The 18,504-nt window shown below is 35.3% G+C and carries 17 protein-coding genes; 10 read left to right on the top strand and 7 right to left on the bottom strand.

Annotated elements, in window-relative coordinates; translation table 11 throughout:
- Positions 1-31: 31 nt before the first annotated feature.
- On the top strand, positions 32-223 hold the full coding sequence (locus ACFSQS_RS10230; RefSeq protein ID WP_034044451.1) for a cold-shock protein: 192 nt from the start codon (positions 32-34) through the stop codon (positions 221-223).
- 187 nt (positions 224-410) lie between these two features.
- Here ACFSQS_RS10230 and ACFSQS_RS10225 read toward each other — a convergent pair whose 3' ends face one another.
- The gene (locus tag ACFSQS_RS10225; RefSeq protein ID WP_388018018.1) at positions 411-830 is read right to left on the bottom strand and encodes a nucleoside-diphosphate kinase; all 420 of its coding nucleotides are present in this window, start codon (positions 828-830) and stop codon (positions 411-413) included.
- Positions 831-918: 88 nt separating this feature from the next.
- Here ACFSQS_RS10225 and ACFSQS_RS10220 point away from each other — a divergent pair, with 88 nt between their 5' ends.
- Genes ACFSQS_RS10220 through ACFSQS_RS10200 form a run of 5 tightly spaced genes read left to right on the top strand, consistent with a single transcriptional unit; the run spans position 919 to position 5,172 of the window.
- Complete coding sequence (locus tag ACFSQS_RS10220; RefSeq protein ID WP_388018015.1) at positions 919-1,938, top strand: DHH family phosphoesterase; 1,020 nt, start codon at positions 919-921, stop codon at positions 1,936-1,938.
- On the top strand, positions 1,931-2,479 hold the full coding sequence (gene gldI, locus ACFSQS_RS10215) for a gliding motility-associated peptidyl-prolyl isomerase GldI (protein ID WP_388018012.1): 549 nt from the start codon (positions 1,931-1,933) through the stop codon (positions 2,477-2,479). The genes ACFSQS_RS10220 and gldI overlap by 8 nt, the downstream gene beginning before the upstream one ends.
- A gap of 30 nt (positions 2,480-2,509) precedes the next feature.
- On the top strand, positions 2,510-3,625 hold the full coding sequence (locus ACFSQS_RS10210; protein ID WP_388018009.1) for a peptidylprolyl isomerase: 1,116 nt from the start codon (positions 2,510-2,512) through the stop codon (positions 3,623-3,625).
- A gap of 50 nt (positions 3,626-3,675) precedes the next feature.
- Positions 3,676-4,605: a prolipoprotein diacylglyceryl transferase gene (lgt, locus tag ACFSQS_RS10205; protein ID WP_388018006.1), complete on the top strand. Its 930-nt coding sequence runs from the start codon at positions 3,676-3,678 to the stop codon at positions 4,603-4,605.
- 27 nt (positions 4,606-4,632) lie between these two features.
- Positions 4,633-5,172 (top strand): DUF192 domain-containing protein, encoded by a 540-nt coding sequence (locus ACFSQS_RS10200; protein ID WP_388018003.1) that lies wholly within the window; start codon positions 4,633-4,635, stop codon positions 5,170-5,172.
- 37 nt (positions 5,173-5,209) lie between these two features.
- Here ACFSQS_RS10200 and ACFSQS_RS10195 read toward each other — a convergent pair whose 3' ends face one another.
- The 3 genes from ACFSQS_RS10195 to ACFSQS_RS10185 all read right to left on the bottom strand — a co-directional run bounded on the left by ACFSQS_RS10195 (position 5,210) and on the right by ACFSQS_RS10185 (position 7,522).
- Positions 5,210-6,013, bottom strand: a complete 804-nt coding sequence (locus tag ACFSQS_RS10195; RefSeq protein WP_388018000.1) for a lysophospholipid acyltransferase family protein — start codon at positions 6,011-6,013, stop codon at positions 5,210-5,212.
- Positions 6,014-6,077: 64 nt separating this feature from the next.
- A complete protein-coding gene (locus ACFSQS_RS10190; protein ID WP_388017997.1) occupies positions 6,078-6,719 on the bottom strand; it encodes an NUDIX hydrolase in 642 nt (213 codons plus the stop codon).
- 14 nt (positions 6,720-6,733) lie between these two features.
- Complete coding sequence (locus ACFSQS_RS10185) at positions 6,734-7,522, bottom strand: alpha/beta hydrolase (protein WP_388017994.1); 789 nt, start codon at positions 7,520-7,522, stop codon at positions 6,734-6,736.
- A gap of 256 nt (positions 7,523-7,778) precedes the next feature.
- Here ACFSQS_RS10185 and ACFSQS_RS10180 point away from each other — a divergent pair, with 256 nt between their 5' ends.
- The 4 genes from ACFSQS_RS10180 (at position 7,779) to ACFSQS_RS10165 (ending at position 11,938) form a co-directional block, all read left to right on the top strand.
- Positions 7,779-8,447, top strand: coding sequence for a peptidylprolyl isomerase (locus ACFSQS_RS10180; RefSeq protein ID WP_388017991.1), 669 nt, complete (start codon positions 7,779-7,781; stop codon positions 8,445-8,447).
- 435 nt (positions 8,448-8,882) lie between these two features.
- Positions 8,883-9,959: an iron ABC transporter substrate-binding protein gene (locus ACFSQS_RS10175; RefSeq protein WP_388017988.1), complete on the top strand. Its 1,077-nt coding sequence runs from the start codon at positions 8,883-8,885 to the stop codon at positions 9,957-9,959.
- A gap of 151 nt (positions 9,960-10,110) precedes the next feature.
- On the top strand, positions 10,111-11,169 hold the full coding sequence (locus tag ACFSQS_RS10170) for a FecCD family ABC transporter permease (RefSeq protein ID WP_388017985.1): 1,059 nt from the start codon (positions 10,111-10,113) through the stop codon (positions 11,167-11,169).
- Positions 11,159-11,938, top strand: coding sequence for an ABC transporter ATP-binding protein (locus tag ACFSQS_RS10165; protein ID WP_388017982.1), 780 nt, complete (start codon positions 11,159-11,161; stop codon positions 11,936-11,938). Before ACFSQS_RS10170 ends, ACFSQS_RS10165 begins: the two co-directional genes overlap by 11 nt.
- A gap of 269 nt (positions 11,939-12,207) precedes the next feature.
- Here the strand turns inward: ACFSQS_RS10165 and ACFSQS_RS10160 are convergent, their stop codons facing one another.
- From ACFSQS_RS10160 to ACFSQS_RS10150, 3 genes are all read right to left on the bottom strand, one after another.
- A complete protein-coding gene (locus ACFSQS_RS10160; RefSeq protein WP_388017979.1) occupies positions 12,208-13,536 on the bottom strand; it encodes a saccharopine dehydrogenase C-terminal domain-containing protein in 1,329 nt (442 codons plus the stop codon).
- Between the two features lie 8 nt (positions 13,537-13,544).
- Positions 13,545-16,865, bottom strand: a complete 3,321-nt coding sequence (locus ACFSQS_RS10155) for an FG-GAP-like repeat-containing protein (protein WP_388017976.1) — start codon at positions 16,863-16,865, stop codon at positions 13,545-13,547.
- A 106-nt stretch (positions 16,866-16,971) separates the two neighbouring features.
- Positions 16,972-18,492, bottom strand: coding sequence for a RagB/SusD family nutrient uptake outer membrane protein (locus ACFSQS_RS10150; RefSeq protein ID WP_388017973.1), 1,521 nt, complete (start codon positions 18,490-18,492; stop codon positions 16,972-16,974).
- Positions 18,493-18,504: the final 12 nt, after the last annotated feature.

Genomic DNA, 18,504 nt, shown 5'->3' with positions numbered 1-18,504 from the left:
TTGTAGCTTAATTATTTTAATACAAATTACAATGAGTAAAGGTACCGTAAAATTCTTCAATGATTCCAAAGGTTTTGGATTCATCACTGAAGATGACAACAACAAAGAACATTTCGTACACATTTCAGGACTTATCGATGAAATTCGTGAAGGTGATGCAGTAGAATTCGATCTACAAGAAGGTAGAAAAGGATTAAACGCCGTAAACGTAAAAGTAATCTAAGCATATACTTTTAACAATTACAACTAAAAGTCTATCATTTACTTGATAGACTTTTTTTGTGCGTTAAATTAAAGGCCGGGGCATTGCGCCCCTAAAGTTTGGAAAGGCCAACCAATAGCACCAAAAAAAATCCCGTAACAGCTGTGTTACGGGATTTTGCGACTGGAATTGTACATTTATGTAACGCTTAAAACATTTCCCTGCCAGAGAAATGGAATGCGCCTTCGATTGCGGCGTTCTCATCACTATCACTTCCGTGCACTGCATTTTCGCCAATAGAGGCTGCGTACAACTTGCGTATTGTACCTTCGGCGGCATCGGCAGGATTTGTTGCACCAATCAAGGTTCTAAAATCTTCAACTGCATTGTCTTTTTCTAAAATCGCAGCTACAATTGGGCCTCTGGTCATGTACTCTACCAACTCTCCAAAAAACGGGCGTTGGTTGTGTATCGCGTAGAAGGCCTCGGCATCAGCCTTGGTCATTTGGGTTAATTTCATTGCTACGATTCTAAAACCTGAAGCCGAAATTTTTTCTAGTATTGCGCCAATGTGCCCTTTTTCAACAGCATCTGGCTTAAGCATGGTAAATGTTCTATTTGTTGCCATTTTGTTATTTTAAATTTTGTGCAAAAGTAATACATTTCCAGTTAAAAACAAGCGTATCAAATTTTAAAAAATCGTATATTCGCTACCTATGACAAAAACCGATATACAAAGCATTAAACAACTATTGGCCACACCAAAAAACATAGTTATCGTGGCGCATAAAAATCCTGATGGTGATGCCATAGGCTCTACCTTAGCCTTATACCACTACCTAAAAAAAAGCAAACACAACACCACGGTAATAATGCCTAACGACTTCCCGGAGTTTTTAAAATGGGCTCCAGGAAACGAGGATATTTTAAAACACGACTCGCAAACCCAGGTTTGCGAGGGTTTTATCAAGGCTGCCGATATTTTGTTTACTCTAGATTTTAACGCCTTTCACAGAACAGGGAACATGGAAACCGTTTTGGCAAGCAGCAAAGCTCTTAAAATCATGATAGACCACCACCAATTGCCAGACAATTATGCAGCCTACAAGTTTTCAGATGTTAGCATGAGCTCTACCGCAGAAATGGTGTATCATTTTATAAACATGTTGGGCGATTCGCAAAACATCGATTATAATATTGCCACCTGTATCTATTTGGGGATTATGACAGATACCGGCTCCTTTAGATTTCCTTCAACAACAAGTAAAACGCATCAAATTATCGCTCAGCTTATAGACAAAGGCGCAAACAATGCTGAAATACACAATAATGTTTACGACACAAACAGTTACCAGAGGCTGCAACTTTTGGGCTGTGCACTAAGCAATCTAAAAGTCATTGAAACCTATAAAACAGCCTACATAACCTTATCGCAAGACGAATTAAATCGTTTTAATTACAAAAAAGGCGATACCGAAGGTGTTGTTAATTATGGCCTATCGCTACAAGATATTGTTTTTGCGGCTATTTTTATTGAAGACAAACAAGAAGGCATCATAAAAATATCGTTCCGCTCTAAAGGCAACTTCTCTGTAAACGAATTTTCTAGGGCACATTTTAACGGTGGCGGGCACAACAATGCCGCTGGCGGTCGAAGCGAATTAACATTGCAAGATACCGTAGAAAAATTTATTAGTATATTGCCCAGTTATAATAAAGCCCTTAACGATGACTAAACAATTAACCCTAATACTTGCGTTACTTTTTTTATGGAGCTGCAAAACCCCAGAAGCCCGCAAACCCATTTCTGTTAAAACGGGCTCTTTTATTGATGCTTCTGTTAAACGTAATAAACAACTAAACGCCAAAGAGCAAGCAAGCATAGAAAAGCTTATGGCACTAAAAAAAGAGCATGACTACATCGCCTCAGAAAGTGGCTTTTGGTATTACTACAATACAAAAACAGAAAACGATACTTTAAAAACCCCTAATTTTGGCGACATTATTAACTATAACTATACCGTTAAAGATTTAAACGGCAGGGTAATCTATACTAAAGAAGCCATAAAAACACAAACCTATGCCATGGACCAAGAAGAATTGTTTACAGGTTTGCGCGAAGGTTTAAAACTAATGAAAGCCGGCGAAACCGTAACCTTTTTATTTCCATCGCAAAAAGCTTACGGTTATTATGGCGACCAAAATAAAATTGGTACCAATACGCCATTAATTTGCAAGGTAACCGTAAACTCCATCACTCAAAATCAATCCAATTAAATTAACAACACTTAATAAATTTTTTAATACATGAAAATTATTAAATTTTTAGGCTTAGCACTATTAATAAGCTTAACGTCTTGCAAAGCCCAATACCCCGAACTTGAAGATGGCCTATATGCAGAATTTAAAACCAGCAAAGGCATCATGGTTGCTAAGTTAGAATACCAAAAAACACCTGTTACAGTAGCTAATTTTGTATCGCTGGCAGAAGGCACAAACACTATGGTTGACAGTATTTACAGAGAAAAAAAATACTTTAATGGCTTAATATTCCATAGGGTTATTAATGAGTTTATGATTCAAGGCGGAGACCCCTTGGGCAATGGCACCGGTAACCCAGGCTATAAATTTAATGATGAATTCCATCCTGATTTAAAACATAATAAACCCGGTATTTTATCTATGGCAAATTCTGGACCTAACTCTAACGGAAGCCAGTTTTTTATAACCGAAGTACCCAAGCCAAACCTAGATAATGTACACAGTGTTTTTGGTGAATTGGTAATAGGTTTGCATATTCAAGATTCAATTTCAAATGTAAAAACAGCATCAAGAAACAAACCCATTACAGATGTTGTTATTAAAGAATTAAACATAATTAGAAAAGGCAAAGAAGCCAAAAAATTTGATGCCCCAAACATATTTAAAAACCATTTTGCCGAAGTTGAACGTTTAGAAAAAGAAAACGCTGCAAAAGCCCAAGCCATTATAAAAGCCACTAGAGCCAAATTTAACCAGCAAAAACAAAAAGCCAATACCCTGCCATCTGGTCTGCAATATGTGGTTACCAAAAAAGGCAATGGCGAAAAATTAAAAGAAACCCACAAGGTTTTAACACATTATGCCGTATATTTTGAAAGCGGCAAACTGCTAGAAACAAGTAGCCTGGAAATAGCAGAGGCCTTAAACGCAGTTAACCCCAAACGTAAATTGGCCAACCAATACCAACCAATTACCGCCAATTTAAGCCCCGATGCAAGAATGATATCGGGCTTTAAAGAAGGTTTACAACAATTAAATGTTGGCGATAAAGCAACCCTGTTTATCCCGTATCATTTAGCCTACGGAGAAGCAGGAAACAGAGGAATTCCTCCAAAATCAAATATTATTTTTGAAGTCGAAATTTTAGAAATTGTTAAATAGCACCCATAAACCTCTAGCAAACCTTATATTTACGCCGAAAAACTAAACCTATGCATTTTTTAAAATTTAATTGGAACCCCATAACAGGAATTGATATTGCCGGCAATTTTAAACTCCATTTTTACAGCCTTATGTGGGTTATCGCGTTTGTAGCGGGTTGGTATATTATGAAGCGTATTTTTACCAAAGAAAAAGTATCGCTCACCTATTTGGATCCTTTGTTTATTTACACGGTTTTAGCCACTATGCTCGGGGCTCGTTTAGGGCATGTTTTGTTTTATCAATCCGAATTGATTTCTGAAGATTTTTTCAGCATATTTCTACCTTTCAAGTTTAAAGGTGGATTTGAATTTACTGGATTTCAAGGACTTGCAAGCCATGGTGCTGCCATTGGCATTATTATAGGAATGTACCTGTACAGAAAAAAATACAACTATAAATCTTTACTTTGGATTTTAGACCGGGTTGTAATATCTGTAGCCTCTGGAGCGGTTTTTATTAGGATTGGAAATTTTATTAATTCTGAGATTATTGGAAAAGTAACCGATTCTGCTTTGGGTGTTCGGTTTATTCAAGATTACTATTACAAAAGTCAAATTACACAACTTACCGGTATAAAAGATGCAAAAAAAGCTTATTCAGCGGTTACCAACAATCCGCAATTTGCTGAATTGTTAGAAGCTGTTCCGTACAGGCATCCGGCGCAATTATACGAATCGTTTTGCTATGTTTTCGTATTTTTAATTTTATGGTATTTTTATTCCAAAACGCCTAAAAAAGACCAAACGGGCTTTCTATTTGGGCTGTTTTTAATTTTATTATGGACAGTTCGTTTCTTTATAGAATTTACCAAAGAACCCCAAGGCGACGAGTACATTAACTGGTTTGGCCTAAACACAGGGCAATGGTTGAGCATCCCGTTTATAGCTATTGGCCTCTATTTTATGTTTGTTTACAAACCCAAATCTGCAAACAGGTAAAACCAAGGAAAAGAAACCAAAAAAACAATGCGCAAATTTATACTGCACGTAACATTTAACAACATGCATCTTAAAAACAATACAGTAACTGCTGTTTTATTTTTGAATCTTTTTTTACTTGCATTTACAGGATGTAAAAAAGATAATAAAACTATTAAACCAAACTTGGTTACATTTACCAAAGAAGGCGAACTTACACTCCATAAAACTACAACAGACTCAACAAAAGTGGTAATTGATATTGAAATTGCCGATAACGAATACGAAACCCAAACCGGTTTAATGTACCGCGATTCCATGGAAAAAAATCAAGGGATGCTGTTTGTTTTTGATGATCTTGAAGAGCGCTCTTTTTTTATGAAAAACACAAAAATACCCTTAGATTTGATTTTTATTGATGATAAAAAAACCATTGTAAGTTTTCAAAAAAACGCAAAACCTTTTGATGAAAGCTCGCTACCATCAAACGCTGCAGCCAAATATGTATTGGAAGTTAATGCAGGTTTGGTAGATTTTTGGAAACTTGCCGTTGGAGACCGCATTAGCTACACAAAATTAAATCAATAATTTTTTTTTTTTCACTTAAATAAAAATCCAGCAAAGCTTAAGCTTTCCATTTGCGTTTATTATTTAGTGCTTCTTGTGCTTCAATTTCTTTTTGCGGAATCACTTTTAAGAACGATGGATGCTGTTCTATGGCATACTCTATCTTTTTTACAATATCTTCGGTAGTTTCGTTATCGTAATCGATATCCAGGGGTTCTTTAATCTCGAAGGTTTGCAGTATGTTTTTCTTTTTAATACGCAGTCCTTTTTTATCAAAAGAGCGCCTAAACCCGTCAATAACAATAGGCACGACAATAGGTTTATAGCGTTTAATTATGTGCGCGGTACCTTTGCGAATGGGTTTAAAAGGCGTGGTTGTACCTTGCGGAAATGTAATAACCCAACCGTCGTCCAGCGCTTTACCAATATTCGAGATATCGCTCATTTTAACCTGTCTGTTCACTTCTTTTCCTTCAGATCGCCATGTGCGCTCAATACTAATAGACCCCACATAAGCCAATATTTTTGGCAGCAAACCCGCTTTCATGGTTTCTTTTGCCGCCACATAATAGATGTTGAGTTTGGGGTTCCAAAGATAGCCTACGTTTTTTATTGAATCTGTACGGCCGCTCAAACTTGCGTTAAACACATGAAACATAGCTACAACATCGGCAAAATAGGTTTGGTGGTTTGAAATAAACAGAACATTGGTATCTGGCAAGGTTTTAATAACTTCAGAGCCTTCAATTTGTAGTTCGTTAAAACCACGAAAACGTCTGTGCGTCATAGCTCCAAGAATTCTAATAAGCCATTTTTTTACAAAAAGGATATGGCCGAATGGATTTCGTTTAAATAATCCCATAAATCGCGCGTCAAAAAAAAAATATTGGTTAGTTAAAGTACGCAAATGTAATAAATATTGCAAACTACAGCATTTGTTTTAGCAGGTCTTTAATTTCGCTTAGCACCATTGCGGTAGCTCCCCAAACCACATAATTGTTCAAATTAAAAGCAGGCACCTCAACCTCAACACTATACGAGGTAGAAACTTTTTTTGTAACAAGTTGTTTATCATCTAAAAAATGTTGAAGCTCTACTTCTATTATGCTGTCAACCTCTTTGTCTTGCTTAATAAAATCGGGTGTTTTATAAGATATTCCAACAAAAGGATGGACAAAAAAATTACTTGGTGGTATATAAACTTGGGTTAGTGGCTTTACAACTTTAATGTCTTGTATGGGCACGCCTATTTCTTCAAAGGTTTCCCTTATTGCAGCGTCTTGTAACGAATTATCATCGTCTTCCAACTTACCTCCAGGAAATCCTACTTGTGCCGAATGCACACCATTATACGTTTTTCTTAAAATTAAAACCAATGTTGTTTTTTTGGTTTTATTGGGGTAAAACAAGGCCATTACGCCTGCTTGTTTGGCTTTTGTAATAGCTTTTTTTTGTTGGCGCAGTAATTCTTGACGAAACGGTGGCACCATTTTAAACTGAGACGCTTCGGCTGGAAGCGGTATATTTTCTATTTTTGATATGGATTTTAAAAAATCTTCGAAATTCATTTAGATAAAAGTCTTTATTTAATGATGTTTTTTAACCACTTTTCGGCTAAAACCGGCCATGTTTCTGCAGCTATGTTTCCTTTTCTTAAACCATATCCATGTCCGCCAGAATCTAATATATGTAGTTCTATAGGTATCTTAAAATCTATAAGTGCTTTTGATAGCACCAAAGAACCTTTGTTTGAATAAGCATCATCAGCAGTTGCGAATATAAACATGGGAGGTGTTTGTTCTGTAACCGTTAATTCTGGCGTTATTGTATTATTTTTACCTTTATTTAAATAGGCCGGATAAATAAGTACTGCAAAGTCTGGTCTGCAAGATACTTTATCAATTTCATCTAATTTTTTATAAGTTGATTTATTAAAATTGGTAGATGCCCGTGCAGATAAACTCCCGCCTGCAGAAAACCCTAAAACCCCTATTTTATATGATTTTACATTATATCCTTTTGATTTGCTTCTTACTATTTTAATAGCTCTTTGCACATCATTTAATGCTCCAAGATGGTTTTCTGGAACTCTATACTGCAACACAAAAGCAGTAAAACCCAATGTGTTTAACCATTTTGCGATTTCATAACCTTCCAAATCAATTGCTAAAATTTTATAGCCTCCTCCTGGACAAATAATAACACTTGCACCATTATTTTTAGCAGCATCAGGTCTAAAAACCTCTAAAATAGGATTGGTAACATCTGTTAACCTAACAATATTATTACTTGTATCTGGTGTTTTAACAGCATATTGCTTTTCATTTATTTCGTTTGGTACTTGGTTAGTCCATAGGTAAAGGGTTTCCATAGTTTGAGCAAAATTTTGTAACACGAAAAAGAGGCTGATAATACTTAAAAAAAAAGTTTGTTTTTTATTAATTTTCATAGAAACTTTATGCAAAAATATCTTTATTAAATGCATTTTAACAAAAGTATTACAAGATTAAAATTCTTCAAATTGTTTCATGTTTGTATATTCTTTACTTTTGATTTCGATTTTTAAAATCATCAAAAATTCATTTTAAATGCGCTTTAATTTATTCCTTTTGATTTTTTTACTTTTTATGAATTGTGAAGATAAACAATCTAAACAAAAAACCATTTCTGAACACAATCAAACTAGTTCTACAAAAAAAGCAGATAAACCTGTTGTTATTAATGAAGAAGAGGAACGCGAATACCCAAAACTAAATAATAAAAACGCCATGTTTTTCTTTCAAGAATACGATAAAAAGCATAAAGAAAACAAAGTGCGCATAACCACAGATTTTGGCGACATTGATATATTATTGTTTAACGAAACCCTATACCACCGCTCCAACTTTATTTTTTTAACAAAACAAAAGTATTTTAACGGTACGCAATTTTACCGTGTTATCGATAATTTTATAATTCAAGGTGGAAATAGCGATGATAGAAAGACCGCCAGAAAACGGGCCGATATTGGAAAATACTTACTACCAACCGATACTAAAAAGGGCTTTAAACACGAGCGAGGTGTTATTTCGATGCCTAGTGGCGAAATTGATAATCCGCATAAATTGGCATCGCCTTTTGAGTTTTTTATAGTTTGCCAAAAAGGTGGTGCACATTTTTTAAATGGGGATTATACCGTTTTTGGGAAAGTTATTAAAGGCATGGAGGTGGTCGATAAAATTGCTGCTGTAGAAACCGACGAAGGCGATTGGCCCGATAAAAACATTTATATACGTAATGTTAAAATTTTAAAATGAGTTTGGGCTGCCTTGTCTAGAAAAAAAAGGAAAGGCATAAGAAGTGATGCTAATGCTAGTTTTTTAAATACGTAATACCCGTTGTACATTTTGTAAAAATTCTGTTAATTCTTTAAAGTTAACTTATTCCAGTAAATATTTAGATTAAAATGAGTAATCCCGAATTTTTCGGTTGTATTGAAAACAAGGATTTTTAACCATAAATGGGTTCTCTATACAATTTTTGGTTCCTTAAATTTTTTCGAACTCAACTATTGGAATTATTTTCATTCAAAATGCACAATGGGTAATAGAAAGATTATCTATATTAGCCAAATATTACGAAAATACGTGAAAATATTATTTAACTTGTAGTCTGCTATTACAAATATAACAGCATTTTACTGGGGTTCTCCAAGAGCATTTTCTGGTGTCGTTAAAATAAATTTTTAAAAAATGAAATTAATTAAATTCACAATTTTACTATTTGTGGTTCTCGTTTCTTTTCAATGTAAAAAAAACACTAATACCAAACAAAAAGAAACTATTACAGTTAAAGATGTTTTAGGCCGAATGGTAAAAGTACCCAAAAACGTAACTAAGGTAATTGGTGTTAATGCGGGTTCTATGCGATTTTTAAGTTATTTTGATGCCATACCCAATGTTGTGGGCATAGAAGAAACAGAGCGAAGAAGCACAAGACCCTATAATCTAGCTTTTCCAGAAATTAAGCAAATACCAGTAATTGGCCCACAACCCGGTGGCGATGCCGAATTAATTATGAAGGCAAATCCAGATGTCATTTTTATTACAGTACCATCGGCAAAACAAAAAGTGGACGATTTACAACAAAAAACTGGAATACCCGTGGTGGCTATAGAAAATGGTGAATTAGGCTCAGAAAACGATAAAATTTATAATACCATTACAATTGTAGGCAAAGTATTAGGTAAAAATGAACGTGCAACCCAACTCATTAATTTTATCCAGAATGAAATGGACGAGATAGAAAAAAGAACGAGCACCGTAGCCGAAGAAAATAAACCAACGGTATATGCAGGTGGCCTTTCTTATAACGGCTCTCATGGCATCACATCTACAAGAACCGATTTTACGCCATTTGTTTTAACCAATTCTAAAAATGTGGTTGCTGGCTTGGAAAATGGTCAATTAAGAAACCGACCAATAATGGTAGATATCGAGAAAATAATAGAATGGAATCCAGACTATATTTTTATAGATTCTGATGGCTGGAATTTGGCCGAAAAAGAAATGCTGCCTAATACATTATTGCACAACACCTTAAAAGCAGTTAAAAATGGCAGTGTTTATATAATACCCAGATACATTAATAATAGTGTAAGTTACGATTATGCAATAATAAACTCTTGGTATGTTGCTAAAACCTTGTATCCTGAAAAATTTGAAGATATAGATATTGATAAAAAGGTAAAACAAATTTTAGAAAACTTTTATTTAAAAGATATAGATTTAAATAATTTTGATATTGTTTATAAACAGGTTTTAAACTAAAAAAAAAGATTAGAAGAACATTATGCAAATGCATTCTAGAAAATACACCACAAAAAAACTCAACAATATTCATTAGAAAAAGAAGTTCTAAATCGGTAATTTAATACGTAATTTAGACGGCTAAATAAAAAGTTTACAGAACGTAGTTTGTATGAAACAACAATTTGTTAAAGACTATAAAAAATATAATAGAAAACGAATTTTAATTATTTTAGGATTGGTTCTTATTACTTTTTTTGTGGTTCAAATAGCCATGTTGTTAGGGTCTTTTGAGGTAACTTGGGAGAACTTAAAAGAATTTTGGACAGGTGATGAAGATAGCGTAACCAGCCAAGTAATAACCAGAATACGCTTACCAAGAATTATTGCCGCTATTATAACGGGTACGGCCCTAGCTGTTTCTGGAGCTGTTTCTCAAAGCTTATTAAGAAACCCTTTGGCATCGCCATTTACATTAGGTATTTCTTCTTCTGCTGCTTTTGGTGCGGCTTTTGCCATTATGTTTTTAGGCGCAGGAAGTACATTTAGTAGCGCCGCAGATGCGGTTATAATAGATAACCAATACATTGTTGCAGCTTCAGCTTTTATTTGGAGTTTGGCAAGTATAGCTGTTATTGTTTTATTATCAAGAATTAGGCAAGCTAATCCAGAGGTAATCATTCTTTCAGGGGTAATTCTAAGCTCGCTTTTTAGTGCTGGCATATCGGCCTTACAATTTTTTGCAAACGATGTACAATTGGCATCCATTATGTTTTGGAGCTTTGGCGATTTAGGTCGTGCATCTTGGGATGATATTGTGTTAATTTTAATATTTTTAATTCCTGCGTTATTATATTTCTTAAAAAACAGTTGGAGTTATAATTCGTTAAAAACAGGAGACGATTATGCCAAAAGTTTAGGGGTAAATCCTGAAAGAATACGTTTAGTAGGTATGGTAGTAGCCTCTTTAATAACCGCCTTTACAGTGGCTTTTTATGGCATTATTGGTTTTATTGGGCTAGTGGTGCCACATATTATGAGACGCATTATTGGCAATCATGAGGCGTATTTAATACCGGCATCGGCAATATTTGGTAGCTTGTTATTACTATTGGCCGATACTTTTGCGAGAACAATTATTTCGCCGGTTATTTTACCAGTAGGTATTATAACTTCTTTTATAGGTGCACCACTATTCATTTTTTTATTAATTAAAGGCTATGGAAAATAAATATAATATGACGGTTTCAATAAACGAGTTAGAGTTTTTTTATCCGAGTGCTCAAATTTTAAAAGGGGTAACCACAGAAATTAATCAAGGTGAATTTGTTGTGCTGTTTGGCCCAAACGGATCAGGAAAAAGTACCTTGATGAAATGTATGAACAAAATACTAAATCCGCAAGTGGGTTATGTAGAAGTTGAAGGAAAACCAGTAGAGCAATATTCGCATTTAGACCTTGCCAAAAGAATAGCCTATGTGCCACAAAACGAAGTTAAAGTAACTGGAATTAAAGTTTTCGATATGATTCTTTCAGGAAGAAAACCTTATATTTCTTGGAAACCATCAGACAAAGACTACGCTATCGTAACAGAAGTTATAGAATCTTTAAAGCTAGAAAAAATAGCCATGAAAGACATTAGCGCATTAAGTGGTGGCCAACAACAAATGGTTTATATAGCTAGAGCTATTGCTCAAGAACCTAAAATTTTACTGCTAGACGAGCCCACCTCTGCCCTTGATGTAAAACATCAACTAGAAATTATGGAGTTACTAAAATCATTATCAGATAAAGGCATTACCATTATAGTTACACTTCACGATATTAATTTAGCAACAAAGTATGCAGATAAATATTTAATGCTTCAAGAAGGTAAACTATATGCCGAAGGTTGTAAAAAGATTTTAACAGAACATCATTTAGAAATGTTATACGGTGTGAAAATTAAAATTTTAAATGATAAGGATGACTTTTTTGTGGTGCCTTATAGTTTAAGTTAAGTTATAATTAACAAAACTACTTGATTATAGTGCAATAAAAACCAATTGAAGTTTTATACTAAAAAAAATAAAGCGGCCTAAAAAGTCTATAGAATTTAATTTGTTAGGTTGAGCTTGTCGAAACCGATATCTTGATTATCAATATTCGACAAGCTCAATATAACATAGAATTAGACTTTTAAAACCGCTTCATTCATTGAAACTCTCATTAACACCCTCCTTAATTGATCTATAACGAGGATGGTTTACTACAATAAATTCGCAAAAAATTAATTGGATTTGAAGCATTTTTCCTCTTTGGTTTCAACCATAGAAATACCCAAAGTTTTTAGTTCTTTTAAAATTGGAGCATAAATAGATTTCTTTATGGGTATGTGCACACCGGTATCGTTAATTTCGCCATTAAGAATCATTTTTACACCTATAGCTGCCGGATAAGCAACGGTTCGTGCAATTGAAGTGTATTCAGAATTTCCGTAATCTAACATTCTGGAAATTATGGTTTCTTTTTCGCCATTAGACTTGGTAATATTGAAAATATGCTGCATAATTACCATATCTCTTTCAGACTTGTCCATCATCATTTTTTCAATCATTAAATCAGATGTTAGATCGAATGTAGAGCCTGAATCTAAAGGCACCTGTTTTTCATCTAAAACGCCTAGCCATTCAATGGCTTTTAACCCAGTGTGATCATCATCAATATTAAATTTAGATTTTATATTTTGTTTTAAATCACTCAATTCAAACCCATTAACCTCGGCAGTTACTTGCGCATAGGTTTTTCCTTTAAGGTTTAATGTTTTATTACTTGTTAGGTTTAGCGATTTTAGCAAATCGAAAGCGGCACACCAATTTTGATACCTAAACGTACCTCGGTACATGGTTTTAACTTCAGGGACTCCATAAATATCGATATATGGCAACGAATCGCGATTTGGATAGACATGCATTTTTTCGACCTCAGGAAAATCTATTTCCAATGGGTTTTTAAACAAATCTGCGGTATCAATAGTTACTGCTTCACCGTCTTTTAAATATTGTGCGTTGTTATTACTTGCCATAACCACACCTTTGGGCGACCATGAAAATTTGTACCTAAACGGATTGTTTGAGGCCTCTGGTGCACAAAGCGCACCACATAACGAATAAAACTCGTCTATCTTTCCGCCTTGGTCGTGGACTTTATCTATAATTTCCATGGCCGTCATGTGGTCGTAACCAGGATCAACACCCAACTCGTTTAAAATAATAATTCCAGCCTCTTTTGCTTGTTGGTTTAGCGCTTTCATTTCTGGCGAAACGTAAGATGTAGTTAGCATATTTGTTTTATGCGCAATACAGCGTTTTGCAACCTGTACATGATAGGTGTAAGGTAACAAGCTTACCACAATATCGTGGGTTTTAATAAGTGTTTCTAAAGTTTCTGTATCATCAACCGTCCAAGATATGGCCACTCCGTTTTTACGGCCATCAATTATTCTTTCTGCTTTTTCTTTGGTTCGGCTTGCCAGTGTAACTTTAAAATTATTATCTAATAAATAATGCGCTATGGGTTTAACTACCATTCCTGCGCCTAAAATCAAAACGTCTTTCATTGGTATTTTTATTGAGAATTTAATTTATAAACAACTAGTGTATCGTTGTTTCTGTTAATAAGTATTTTTTCTGTGTTTTTTTGTTTAATGGTGTTTATGTCTTTTACCATGCCTTTAATATTAATACCACTTTGCAATGCTGGTATTGCCGTAAATTTATTTTGTCCGCTGTTTTTTAAAAGCAATCCGTAACTGGCATCGTTTCTTGTGGTTTCCACTTCGGACTGATATAGGTTACCTGCAAGCAAAACATCGTTTAAACCATCGGCATCGAAATCTTTTATTAAAAAAGTATTTATTGAAGAAAACTGCGCCTGTTTTGGTAATTCTATGGTATTAAATTTACCGTTACCCAAATTCTCCAAATATACCGATGCAAAGGTTTTTGCCTTTAAATGTAAGGCAGTGCTTAATTTTTCTGCACTGTAAACATCGGTAAGTTTGGCAGATCCAAAGCTATGGTAGGTTGGGAATTTTTCTTTTATAAAAGGCATTTGGTTTGATGAGCATTCTCGCCCGCGAAGCGGATACAAATCTTGGTTGTTGTAATAGCCCAAAACGATGTCGTTGGTGCCATTATCATCAAAATCTGTCGAAAAAACTTCAAAAGGTTCGTTTACCGTAGCTTTATATTTGTAGTTTAAACCGAGGTTGCCCACTAAATAATCGGTATCGCCATCGTTGTCGAAATCGGCACCTGCAATAGTGTTCCACCAACCGCTTGAATTTGGCAGTATGTTTTCTTGAAGCACCAATTTGCCATTTACATTTTTAAAAAAGTTGATTGCCATCCACTCGCCCACTACTATTAAATCGGTTTGGTTGTCGTTATCAAAATCGGTCCAAATGGCATCGGTTACCATGCCTGCTTCAGATAATTTAGAAGCCCTTTCAATAGTTATATCCTTAAAGAATCCGTTATTGTTCTCCAACAAATAACTTGTACCGGCATACGGATAGGTTTGTGCTTTTAGGCGACCGCCAACAAAGAGGTCTAAATCGCCATCGTTATCAAAATCAAAAGGTTTTACACAGCTTCCGCTGGAGCGTATTTCAGGAAGTTTTGTATTGGCTTTTTTAAAATTGCCATTGGCATTTATGTAAAGCCTGTCTTGGTACATATTGCTATTGGCTTTCCATTCGTTGCCCCCGCTAACTACATACAAATCGAGATCGTTATCGTTATCGGCATCAAAAAAAACGGCATTTATATCTTCATATTTTTTATCAGTTTCCCAAGTGGATATATTGGTTAGGTAAAAAGTACCATCCTGATTTTGTATGTACATGGCTGCGGGATATCCTTTTGATCCACCTGCAAAAAAATCGTCTAAACCATCATTATTTACATCGCCAACGGCCAACGCGGGACCAAACTGCGACATTTTATGAGGCAACAAACTTTCGTTTTTAAAATCGTTATAATCGTTCTCAATATGATTATGATTTATGTTTGCGGATTGGGTTACGTTTTTAAATACTGTGTTTTGTGTTTTTTTATTAAAATCTTTACCGGTTGCATCATTATAATTAAATGTTAAACGCTGATTGGTTTTAACATTTTCTAGAATTTGATGCTTTCCATTGGGCCAAAAAACGTTTATGGTTTCAACAGATTTTAAATGGTTTAAGCCTATATGTAAAATAGGCTCTACGGCCGATTGATACCCGCGCGTAGGATAATTTTCTACAAACTGTGATCCGTTTTTGGTTTTTACCTCAACACCAACACCAACACCAAAAGGGTTTTTAGGGTTACCTTTAAATTGAAATTGAAGGTAGTTTTTATTAGAATTATTTTTAAGTACAGTTGCAGGCTCGTCTATATTGTTTACTACCAAATCCAGATCGCCATCGTTATCTAAATCGGCATAGGCGGCACCGTTTGAGAAGCTTGCTTTGTTAATGCCCCATTTTATTGAAGCTTTAGTAAAGGTTAAATCGCCGTTGTTTTTAAAAAAATAATTGCGTGTTTTACGCTGTGGCGTTTGTTTTACCAACTCTTCTATTACAAGTGCCATGTTCTCGTTGTTTTTCTGGGCCTGTGCTAATCGTTTTAACTTGTGGTTTTTAAAATCGTTATTTCTAAAATCTCGTTTTAATCCGTTAGAAACAAACAGGTCTTTGTGTCCATCGTTGTTAAAGTCTGCAAATAGCGGGCTCCAGCTCCAATCGGTATTTGAGACTCCTGCGAGTTGAGCAATGTCGCTAAAATTCTGGTTGCCATTATTAATTTGCAAGGCATTAAACATGTATTGGTAATGAAAACCAGCATTAACGGCATGGTTAAATATTTCGGGATTCATACCGCTCATACTGGTTTTAATGCTGTAATTATCTTCGGCAACCATATCCAAGGTCATAATATCCAACAAACCATCGTTATTAAAATCGGCTATATCGGTACCCATTGAAAAATTTGGAATGTGTTTTACCGATGCTTTTAAGTCTTCGGTAAATGTGCCATTTCCATTGTTATAATAAATGTAATCGTGCTCTACATAATCGTTTGCCACATAAATATCTGGCCAACTATCTTGATTTAAATCGCCCACAGAAACGCCCAAACCAAAACCTAACGGATTACCAATTATTCCTGCTTTTTTTGAAATATCTATAAATATGCCATTGTCGTTTCTATATAATTTATCGCCTGCCCATTGATCTTCTTTAGTCTTAAAGTTTTCGGGATTGTTGGTGTTTACAGGAGTTACGTTGTGGTTAAGCAGGAACATATCTAAATCGCCATCTTTATCAAAATCTAAAAAGGAGGCTTGTGTGCTGTAACCAGAAAAATTCAATCCGTATTGTGCTGCGGCTTCAGTAAATGTGCCGTTTTTATTGTTTATATAAAGTTCGTTTTGTCTGTTTTGGGCTTTTCCCTTTCCGGATTTACAGAGGTAAATATCTAGCCAACCATCGGCGTTTACATCGGCCATGGTAACACCAGTTGTCCATCCAAAAGTTCCTTTTACACGGGCTTTTTCAGTAATGTCTTCAAATTTAAAATCTCCCTTATTCAAGTATAGCTTGTTGTCTTTTAAGTTAGATGTAAAATATATATCTGGTAAATTGTCGTTGTTTATATCGCCAATGGCCACACCACCACCATTATAAAAATATTCGTAAACCATACTGTTCATGGCACTACTTTCGGGTATGTGGTTTATAAAGTTAATACCGCTTTTATCTTTGGGGATTTCAGAAAACAAAACAGCATCAACATCTTCAGTATTTAATGTATCTCTATCCGAATCGTTTTTACATGAATAGGTAAGCAGGCTTAAAAAAAACAACGAAGTTTTTATGAATGTGCAGGGTTTAATCATTAAAAATGTATTTAACATATATAAAACAAGAAACACCTAGGCATATAATTTATCCCTAGGTGCACTCAGTTAATAAACTAAAAAACTAACTCTATTAATCAAATTTTTACCAACCCGGATTTGGATTTAAATTGGAGTTGATATTTATTTCTTGCAGCGGAATAGGGAACACAATGTGTTTATCCTGAAAATTCTCTGCAAACGGTTTGTTATGGTTTTCAAGAGTGGTTTTAATAGACTCTGTTGCAGTGCTGCCACGTTGCCACCTGTATAAATCGAACCAACGAATACCAAATTCCATAGATAATTCTACGGGGCGCTCATGGTGTCGTATTTGTGTACGCAATTGTTCTTTTGTCATAGTCTCCAAAGGTGCTGCACCACCACGTTGTCTTACTAGATTTACTTGGTCTATAGCTAGTGATGTTTTGTCGTTTTCATTTAAAGCTTCGGCGTACATTAACAACACATCGGCATATCGAATTACAGAAATATTTGTACCGTTATAGAAATTAGTATCGGCATTATCAGAATATTTTTTAAAGTACTTAGGGTGGTTTAAATCTCCCGCAACGCTAGCATAAGTTTCGTTTTGCTCTGAGTCTCTGCTGTACATTACCGAGTTGGGGTCGTCAAAGAAAATGCTTTCGTAAACACGCTCGCTAATGTCGCCTTCTGATGTTAAATCGGTTTTCATTTGATCTACCAACCATTGCGACGGATAAAACAATTCCCATCCACCAAAGGCATAAGGAGATACTTGAAAGTTTAGCACTTGTCGTTCGTCGTTTCCGTTGGAGCGGTCTCCGGTAAATTGAATTTCAAAAATACTTTCGCTACCGTTTTCGCCCAACCCGTTAAAATTATCGGCGTAATTTGGTAATAGCGCATAGCCCATACTGGTTACTTCTTGCAGTTTCGTTTCGGCGTTGCCCCATTTTTCTTGGAACAAATAGACTTTTCCGAGTAATGCTTTTGCAGCACCCCTAGTAGCTCTCCCTTTCCATTCTGAAGGGTAGCTGGTTGGTAAATCGGCTTCGGCTTCGCTTAAGTCTGATTCTATTTGTGCCCAAACTGCAGAAGGTGCTGCTTGACTTGGGAATAAATTATCAAGATCTGCACTAAACGTGGTAACAAGTGGTACGTTTTCAAAACCGGTTACAAGCCAAAAATAGTAGTAAGCTCTTAAAAATTTAGCCTCGGCAACCAATCCTTTTTTAGTGTCGGCCGAAAGCGCTTCCATAGCTGGAACTTGTTGTATTATTTGATTGGCACGACCAATGCCGGCGTAACTTGCCTGCCATACGTTATATGGGCCACTTTCTTCGGTAGTGTTGGAAAAACTTGCTAAAGAACGCCCGTAAGTCTCACCTGTATTATTGGTAACATCGTCTGCCCTGTAAGCTAACGAGGTGTAAATTTCCTCAAAAAACGCCCATTTGCTTCCGCTTGCACTTTGCATGGCACCGTAAGCAGCGGTTAAGGCTTGCATAGCATGATCTTCGGTTTGCCAAAAACTGTTATCGGTTAGAACTTCTTTGTTTTCTACATTTATAAAATCGTCGCTACACGAGTTTAACAACCCTAAAAAGCCTACCGTTAAAATTATATATTTTATTTTTTTCATTGTTCTTTTTTT

Source organism: Gelatiniphilus marinus, from assembly GCF_042684345.1.
Lineage (GTDB): Bacteria > Bacteroidota > Bacteroidia > Flavobacteriales > Flavobacteriaceae > Gelatiniphilus > Gelatiniphilus marinus.
Note: the sequence above shows the minus strand (reverse complement) of the source record. Positions and strands in the feature narration are given on the sequence as shown.

Bases quoted from the DNA above. Each gene is read 5' to 3' on its own strand.
- ACFSQS_RS10230 (WP_034044451.1), top strand. From the start codon at position 32: ATGAGTAAAGGTACCGTAAAATTCTTCAATGATTCCAAAGGTTTTGGA.
- ACFSQS_RS10225 (WP_388018018.1), bottom strand. From the start codon at position 830: ATGGCAACAAATAGAACATTTACCATGCTTAAGCCAGATGCTGTTGAA.
- ACFSQS_RS10220 (WP_388018015.1), top strand. From the start codon at position 919: ATGACAAAAACCGATATACAAAGCATTAAACAACTATTGGCCACACCA.
- gldI (WP_388018012.1), top strand. From the start codon at position 1,931: ATGACTAAACAATTAACCCTAATACTTGCGTTACTTTTTTTATGGAGC.
- ACFSQS_RS10210 (WP_388018009.1), top strand. From the start codon at position 2,510: ATGAAAATTATTAAATTTTTAGGCTTAGCACTATTAATAAGCTTAACG.
- lgt (WP_388018006.1), top strand. From the start codon at position 3,676: ATGCATTTTTTAAAATTTAATTGGAACCCCATAACAGGAATTGATATT.
- ACFSQS_RS10200 (WP_388018003.1), top strand. From the start codon at position 4,633: ATGCGCAAATTTATACTGCACGTAACATTTAACAACATGCATCTTAAA.
- ACFSQS_RS10195 (WP_388018000.1), bottom strand. From the start codon at position 6,013: ATGGGATTATTTAAACGAAATCCATTCGGCCATATCCTTTTTGTAAAA.
- ACFSQS_RS10190 (WP_388017997.1), bottom strand. From the start codon at position 6,719: ATGAATTTCGAAGATTTTTTAAAATCCATATCAAAAATAGAAAATATA.
- ACFSQS_RS10185 (WP_388017994.1), bottom strand. From the start codon at position 7,522: ATGGAAACCCTTTACCTATGGACTAACCAAGTACCAAACGAAATAAAT.
- ACFSQS_RS10180 (WP_388017991.1), top strand. From the start codon at position 7,779: ATGAATTGTGAAGATAAACAATCTAAACAAAAAACCATTTCTGAACAC.
- ACFSQS_RS10175 (WP_388017988.1), top strand. From the start codon at position 8,883: ATGAAATTAATTAAATTCACAATTTTACTATTTGTGGTTCTCGTTTCT.
- ACFSQS_RS10170 (WP_388017985.1), top strand. From the start codon at position 10,111: ATGAAACAACAATTTGTTAAAGACTATAAAAAATATAATAGAAAACGA.
- ACFSQS_RS10165 (WP_388017982.1), top strand. From the start codon at position 11,159: ATGGAAAATAAATATAATATGACGGTTTCAATAAACGAGTTAGAGTTT.
- ACFSQS_RS10160 (WP_388017979.1), bottom strand. From the start codon at position 13,536: ATGAAAGACGTTTTGATTTTAGGCGCAGGAATGGTAGTTAAACCCATA.
- ACFSQS_RS10155 (WP_388017976.1), bottom strand. From the start codon at position 16,865: ATGATTAAACCCTGCACATTCATAAAAACTTCGTTGTTTTTTTTAAGC.
- ACFSQS_RS10150 (WP_388017973.1), bottom strand. From the start codon at position 18,492: ATGAAAAAAATAAAATATATAATTTTAACGGTAGGCTTTTTAGGGTTG.